The sequence below is a fragment of the Corallococcus praedator genome (assembly GCF_003612125.1).
Taxonomy (GTDB): Bacteria; Myxococcota; Myxococcia; order Myxococcales; family Myxococcaceae; genus Corallococcus; species Corallococcus praedator.
Genome location: NZ_RAWI01000434.1, coordinates 1 through 7278, shown reverse-complemented (window position 1 = coordinate 7278; position 7278 = coordinate 1). Strand labels below are relative to the sequence as shown.

General features: G+C 71.9%; 6 protein-coding genes. 1 reads left to right on the top strand and 5 read right to left on the bottom strand.

What is annotated here, in order from left to right:
- Positions 1–79: 79 nt before the first annotated feature.
- Positions 80–994: a DUF4846 domain-containing protein gene (locus tag D7Y13_RS35225; protein ID WP_233595965.1), complete on the bottom strand. Its 915-nt coding sequence runs from the start codon at positions 992–994 to the stop codon at positions 80–82.
- Between the two features lie 190 nt (positions 995–1184).
- On the opposite strand from D7Y13_RS35225, the gene D7Y13_RS35220 reads away from it, so the two are divergent.
- On the top strand, positions 1185–1763 hold the full coding sequence (locus tag D7Y13_RS35220) for a CDP-alcohol phosphatidyltransferase family protein (protein ID WP_120534197.1): 579 nt from the start codon (positions 1185–1187) through the stop codon (positions 1761–1763).
- Positions 1764–1775: 12 nt separating this feature from the next.
- Here D7Y13_RS35220 and D7Y13_RS35215 read toward each other — a convergent pair whose 3' ends face one another.
- The 4 genes from D7Y13_RS35215 to glpD form a co-directional block, all read right to left on the bottom strand.
- Positions 1776–1991: a hypothetical protein gene (locus D7Y13_RS35215; RefSeq protein ID WP_199732963.1), complete on the bottom strand. Its 216-nt coding sequence runs from the start codon at positions 1989–1991 to the stop codon at positions 1776–1778.
- An 86-nt stretch (positions 1992–2077) separates the two neighbouring features.
- Complete coding sequence (locus D7Y13_RS35210) at positions 2078–2932, bottom strand: hypothetical protein (protein WP_147444528.1); 855 nt, start codon at positions 2930–2932, stop codon at positions 2078–2080.
- Positions 2933–3105: 173 nt separating this feature from the next.
- Complete coding sequence (locus D7Y13_RS35205; RefSeq protein ID WP_120585800.1) at positions 3106–4914, bottom strand: S8 family serine peptidase; 1809 nt, start codon at positions 4912–4914, stop codon at positions 3106–3108.
- A 345-nt stretch (positions 4915–5259) separates the two neighbouring features.
- Positions 5260–6957: a glycerol-3-phosphate dehydrogenase gene (gene glpD, locus D7Y13_RS35200; RefSeq protein WP_120534201.1), complete on the bottom strand. Its 1698-nt coding sequence runs from the start codon at positions 6955–6957 to the stop codon at positions 5260–5262.
- Positions 6958–7278 lie beyond the last annotated feature (321 nt).

The window sequence follows — 7278 nt, the reverse complement described above, 5'->3', positions numbered from 1 at the left end:
CCGGTCTCGTGTGCTCGGAGATGTGTATCAGAGACAGCTGGGACGCACCAGGAGGGCGCCCGGTGCGCCCAGGGTCACCTCAGGGTGACGGCAGCCGGCGCAGCGACGTCATCGGGAACGGCACCCAGAAGGGCGTCGCCACGGCGTCCCCTTCCAGCGAGAACCACGGCCCGTCCCGACCCGCGAGCACGTGGAAGTCCTGCGCGGGCGTGAAGCCCTGGCCCATCAACGCCACGCGCTCGCCCTTCGCGTTGGCGGCCACGTCCAGCACGAGCACGGTGTGGCCGGGGCTGCCGCCCAGGACGAAGAAGTCCCCGGGGCCCAGTTGCGCACGGGTGGGACGCGCGCCTTCGGCCTGGATGGACAGGGTGCCCGCGTAGGTGAAGAGCAGGTCCAGGTAGTTGCGGAAGGCCCTGCGCGAGTCATCCGCCGCCGCGCTGCCCGGCACCCACGTCACCTTCGAACCGGAGACGCGGGCCCGGTCTCCCGCCGCGTACCGGGGCCACGACGCCACGTGCCCGCTGGTGAAGCGGTAGGCGATGCGGTCCGGATGGCCGGAGGCCCAGCGCCACTCGGCGTGCAACCGGAGGATGGAGTCCGCGCATTGCTGGAGGTTGGCGGAGCCCACGTCCAGCTCGCCCACCGCCGCGAGCCGCGCATCGGTGGCGGCCAGCACCGTGCCCCCCGCGAAGTCGCGCACGGGCGTGCCGTCGGGGCGCAGGGGCAGGCCGCGCAGCCACGCACCGAAGGAGCCCGCGTCCAGGGTCACCCGCGTGTAGCCCTCCGGCGGCGCGAAGGTCTCCTCCAGCGAGCGCACCTTCACGGTGGCGGACAGCCACGGGTAGCGCGTCCGTTCCTCCACGGTCACGGCGTGGGGCACGGCCGCCGCCCGCCTGGCCGCTTCGCCATTCGCCTCGCAGCTCAGGAGCGGCAGCGCGGTGGTGACCCACGCGAGCAGGACGCCCATCACCCGACGGCGCGGGGGGTGGTTCACATTCACAGGGCGGGACTCCTGGCGGCAGGGACCGGGACGATACCCGGACCACCCGGGTGGGACACCGGAGTGCGTCCAACGGGTCCCGGGTGGGTGTGGGTTTCCCAAGAACGCCAGGGGCGTTCTTCGCCGGACGCTCGCCACCCAGGACAGGTGCGCTCCAGGGGCCGAGCACTACCTTTTGGGAGCCATGCAACGTCGGGCAAGCCTCGTGCTGCTCAATGCACTGTCCCTGTCGCGCCTTCCGCTCGCCGCGGTGTTCATCGCGGTGTCGGATTCGCACATGCGGGCCTTCCTCGTGGTGCTGGCCGCGGCGACGGACTTCCTGGACGGGTGGATTGCCCGGCACCGGGGGCTGGCCACTCGGTGGGGGGCCCTCATCGACCCCGTAGCGGACCGGGGCTTCATGGTGACGGCCTTCATCGTGTGCCTGCTCGACGGGCTCATCGGTCCGGTGGAGTTGACGCTGCTCCTGCTGCGGGACATCGGCACGGCCATCGGCTTCATCGTCGCGAGGCTGCGGCCGGACATGCGGGCCGTCGAGCTCAAGGCGCGGATGCTGGGCAAGCTCGTCACCACGCTGCAGCTGGCGGTGCTGCTGTGCGTGCTGCTCTACCCGCCGCTGGTGCGCCCGCTCGTGGCGCTCGTCTCCCTGCTGTCGCTGGCGTCGGTCGTGGACTACACGCGCGCGGTGTGGAGTCAGCGCCAGCGCCAGCAGCGGCCTCCGTCCCCCCCTCTGGGCGCGCCCATGAGCACCGTGCGCAAGTAGCGCGGGCGGCGCTCACGCAGGCACGGAGTGTTCGTCCGGACCGGGAGCGGGGTTCAGCCGTTCGCGCTCGCGCTCCATCGCGGCGCGCTCGCCTTCGGACATGGCGTCCCAGACCTCATCCATCGTGTCGAGCAGCGCATCCACTTCGGGTGAATCACCGCCCGGAGCGCGAGCGCGGACGAGGGCCAGCTTGTGCAGCAGACTGCGGTATCGGTCGTAGACCGTCATGGTGAAAACCTCCGTCCCCGAGACGCGCACCGCCTTCCGCGACTGACGGCCGCGAGGGCACGCGAGCTCCGGGGTGGATGAGGGGGTCAGTGCAGGCCGGCGGCGCGACGGGCCTCTGCCTTGGACAGCACGGCGATCTCCCGCGTGTGGCTCTTGCCCACGATGTTGACCACGGCGCGCACCTTTTCGCCCTCCTTGAGCTGATTCACGCGGATGGCCTTGCCATCGCGAAGGATGCGCGTGCCGGTGCCAATCTCCAGCGGCAGTCGCGTGCCCGCGTCCACGATGACGACCTCCTTGGAAGACACCGACGTCACGACGCCCCTGTAGATGGCGTCCACCACGGCGATGCCCTGCTGCGCCGCGGGAGCAGGCGGCACCGCCGGAGCCCCCGAGCCACTGTTGCCCGTGCCACCGGTGCCCGTGTTCGCATCCGTACCCCGGTTGCTGGTGTTACCCTGATTCTGATTGGAGCCCTGGCTGCGGGCCTCCGGATTGGGATCCGCGGAGGGGCCTCCTTCCAACGCGTTCGGCTCCTCTGGGGTGCCCGAGCCCCCGGTGTTCGGGTTCGCCCCGGCGCCGGTGGTGCCCGAGCCCCCGGTGTTCTGCTCCGTGGGGCTCATGCCCGGGTTGGCGGCGGTGTTGTTGGGAGCAGCGGTGTCCGTCGAGCCCGGAGCCGTCCCGGTGGCGGGCGCCTGCTGAGCCCCCGAGCCCCCTGTCGCCGGCTCCTGCGCGGAGGAAGGCAAGCCGGCGTTCGGCTGCGCGGAGTCCTGGGACGGCACGGTGGACCCCGTTGGAGCCTGGGCCAGCAGGACTCGCGGCCGCTCTGTCACCCGGTCACCTGAAGCTCCCCCCGTCGGTGACGTCACCGCCGTCCCCGCGCACATCAGCAGGCAGGCCACGCCCGCGATCCCCAGCCCCATCCAGGTGTCTCGCCTCATGCGCGGATCTCCTCCCATCTGGGAAGGTGCGCGCTCAGGGGTTGGAAGCCACCGTCCCGCCAACCCAGGGCCCGTCCGCCTGCCTGTGCTGCCACCACGCCCGGGAACGCAAGAACGCCCCCGGTCCCACTGAAGGGCCCGGGGGCGTTGGGGAAGCCCGAAGCGCGCGGGTGTTACGGCAGCGGGAGCGGCCCGCCACCCTCGGGCAGCGTGCGCGCCAGCTCCACGGCCTTGGCCGCCTGCACGATGCCGTGGCCGTACTTGTCATCCACGCCCGGCGTCTCCGTGTCGTCCAGGGCCGTCTTCTCCAGCACCGCTCGGACGTGCGCGGCGGACAGGTCCGGCCGGGCGCTGAACACCAGCGCGGCCACGCCCGACACGTGCGGGGTGGCCATGGAGGTCCCCGACTCGCGCTGGTAGTCCACGCCGGTGATGTTCACCGTCACATCCTGGCCCTCGAGCTTCTTGATGGCCGCGCCGGACACCAGCGACACCGACACCGTGGGCACCCAGTGCGTGGAAGCGGAGCCCAGCGTGAAGGCGCCGTCGCCGTCCTCGGGCACGTTGTTGCCGATGATGATGGCGCGAGCCCCCGCCTCGATGACGTTGCGCGCCTTCTCCTCGAAGAAGATGTCGCCACGGTCCACGTACGCGACGAAGCCGTCGCAGGTGGCGGACTCGCCGCAGGAGGCCCGGTCCGTGCCCAGGCCGCAGTTGACCAGCCGGCCCGTGTAGCTGCCCTGCGCGGTGAACGACAGCGGCGACGACGTGATGGGCGCCGGCCCCGCCTCCAACGACGACAGCGATGCGGCACCCAGCACGGTGGCGCTCAGCACGTTCACGCCCGGAGCCACCAGGGAGAGCTGCGGACCGAACTGCGAGAACTCCGCGTACTCGCCCTGCGCGTTCACCGCGCCCACCGCCATCACCGACGGCAGGTACCCGGCCGGATAGGCGACGCCGTTCGTGCCGTCGTTGCCGCTGGCCGCGATGGACAGCAGGCCGTTGCCGTTGTTCCACACCCGCTCGAACGCGATCTGCTCGCTCTCGGAAGAGCCATCCGCGCCCAGCGACAGCGAGGCGATCCGCGCCCCCTGCGACTGGCACCACTGCACGGCTTCGATGACGTCGTCGGTGCTGCCGCCGCCCTTCACGTCCAGCACGCGGGCGACGAGCAGCGACGCGCCCGGCGCCACGCCCACCACGCCGTTCGGATCCTGCCCGGGCGTCACGCGTCCCCCCGAACCCGCGCCGAACTGGGCCAGGATGGTCGCCGCCACGTGCGTGCCGTGGCCGCCGCCCACCGTCACGATGCCCTGCGCCTCGCTCTGGTCGGTGGGGTCGTCGTCACGGTCGACGAAGTCCTTGCCGCCCACGAAGGCCGCCTTCAGCTCCGGGTGTTTGCTGTCCCAGCCGCTGTCGATGACGCACACCTTGACGCCCTCGCCCGTGGGAGCACCGGGGTCGAGGATGCCGTCGTTGTTGGCGTCCCACACCTGCGGCGCCTGCACCAGCTTGAGGCCTTCGGTGTACTCGCCCACGGAGCCCTGCGTGCTGAACGCGCCCTGCCACGACACCACGGGCGGCGGCGTCGGCAGACCTGACGCGCGCACGCGGCGGTTGGGCTCCACGAAGAGCACGTCCGGGTTCTGCTTCAGCTTCGCCAGGGCGTCGGGCGACAGCCGGGCGGAGACCATGTGGAGGCCCGGGAAGCGGCGCTTCACCGTGCCGCCCTCGCGCTCCACGGCCGCCGCGAAGTCCGCGGTGGCGGCCAGCGCGTTGGCGGCGACCCTGGGCTTGAAGGTGATGAGCACTCCGTCCGCGGGCTCCTGCGCGCTCAGCGCGGAGGACGCGGTGCCGGGCAGGGACTGGTCGGTGGTGCCGGGACACGCCTGGGGAAGGACGACATCGATGGGGTCGGGATCACCGCCGCAAGCCACCAGACCGGACAGCCCGAGCCCAAGCCAAAGCCAACGCTTCATGGGGTGCATCTCCTTCGTGCCCGGACAGCGGGAGGTACCGCGCCGTGACCCGCCGTCTTTCGAAAAGGCAGCGGGGAAGAACGGGGCCGCCCAGCTTCCCGTTCCCGAAAACAATTTAAGCATGGACGAAGGACGACTGCTCGGGCGGCTGTCATGCGCACGACGGGCACGCGGTGCCGAACAACGTGAGGAGGCCAACGCTCTGGAAGCGAGCACCTGTCGCTCCCTTCAACGTCCGCCGCGCGCGAGCACGGCGTGCCGCGTTGAGGCCCGGCCCGCCACCCCGTCAGGGAGTCAGGCGTCCACCGCACACCGCGACATTCGGCAACAAAGCCCTGAGCGGCGTCAGGCGTCCGAGGGGTCCACGCCGAAGATGCGCTGGGCATCCACGCCGTAGGCCGCGAGCTGGCGCTCCGTCTCCGCCGCATCCCATCCCAGGAGCGGCGCCATCACGGAGGCGGCGCGGACCGCCGCGGAGCGACCCTGGTCCCGCGTCTCGAACGCGACCTTGAGGCGGCGGATGAGCAGGTCGGACAGCGTCTGGACCATCTCGTGGGTCACGCCCCACGCGGCCTCGGCGCGGCGGTACGGCAGGCCGTCCACGAGCGGCTCGGCCAGCTCCGGCGTCTCGCGCGTGAGCGCCCACACCGCGCGCCAGCGGCTGCCATACGCGCGCACCAGGTGCTCGGCGGTGGCCGCGTCGCCCACCTCTTCACGCGCCGCCGCGAACTCCGCGGACAGCTTCGCGATGTCTCCGCCCGGAAGGGGCCGGGCATCGGTGGTGGACTTGCGGTGGGGCAGGGTGAGGTGGCGCTCCACCGCGTTGACCACGTCGCGGGCCATGACCCGGAAGGTGGTGAGCTTGCCACCGCTGATGGCGAGCACCCCGGACGGGCTCACGTCGATGGCGTGCTCGCGGCTGGCGCTGCCCGCGTCGGTGTTGCCGTGGTAGCCGCTCGCCGCCAGGGGCCGGATGCCCGCCCAGGCACTGACCAGGTCCTCGCGGGTGAGGTGCGCCTCGGGGAAGAACGCGTTGGCGGAGGCCAGCAGGTAGGCCACGTCCGACTCGCTCGCGCGCACCTCGGCCGGGTGGGCGCGGGTGGCCGTCTCCGTGGTGCCGATGAGCGTGAACGCATCCGCGGGCAGGATGAACATCACGCGGCCGTCCACCGGGGACAGCAGCGTGAGCGCGTCCTGGATGCCCAGGCGCGAACGGGGCACGGCGATGTGCACGCCCTTGCTGCCTCGCACCGCGGGCCCGGTGCGGGTCGTCCCTGAATCGAGCTGGCGGATCTCATCACTCCAGGGTCCGGTGGCGTTGACGACCGCGCGGGCGCGCACGGTGTGCTCCGTGCCCGTGAGGTGATCCACGACCACCGCGCCCGTCGCCTTGCCCTCCTCCATCACCAGCCGCCGCACCGAGGCATGGTTGAGCACCACCGCGCCGGCCTCGCTCGCGCCCAGCGCATTGGCGAGCGTCAGGCGCGCATCGTCGGTGGCCGCGTCGTAGTAGCGCGCGCCGCCCTTGAGCCCTTCCGCGCGGATCCCCGGCTCCGCCTCCAGCACCTGCTTGAGGGACAGCCGCTGATACGCCTTCACGTTCCGGAACAGCGACAGGGCGTCGTACAGCATGAGGCCCGCGTTGAGCTTCCACCGGGGCACCCGCGCGCCCGCGTACACGGGCCACACGAACGCCAGCGGGCGCACCAGGTGGGGCGCCAGGTGCAGCAGGCGCCGCCGCTCGATGCTGGATTCGAAGACGAGCCCCAGGTGACCGTGCTCCAGGTAGCGCAGGCCGCCATGGATGAGGCGCGACGAGCGGCTGGACGTCCCGCTGGCGAAGTCCTCCCGCTCCACCAGGGCGACCTTCAGGCCGCGCAGCGCCGCGTCCCGGGCCGCGCCCGCGCCGGTGACACCGCCGCCAATGACGAGCAGATCAAAGGCCTCGGCGCCCAACGCGCGCAGGCGCTCGGCGCGCGCGGGCGGCGGCGCGGGGATGGTGAAGGCAGGAAGCGAACGGAGCACGGCGGATTCAGAACGCACGTCAGGAGTCTATGACGGGAAGTCTGCGGCTGCAGCGGATTCCAATGCAATGCGTCAAGAGGTCCACGCGGCAAGGGGACGGGACGGCCTGGACAGTGTCGGACAGCGAGCGGGGCGGGCGATCTTGCGTGTCCGGAGGCGGACGGCTAGGGAGGCAGGCATCCATCCCCCGTTGTCCAGGACGCCGCCCTTTTCGAGAACACACCACCGTGTGGGACCCCCGAGACCGACGTGACCTGGCGTGCCTGGGACTGATGGTCCTGGTGTACGGGCTCGCGGTGGCGCCGGTGCTGCACGCGGTGGTGGGGCACGGGGGAGGGC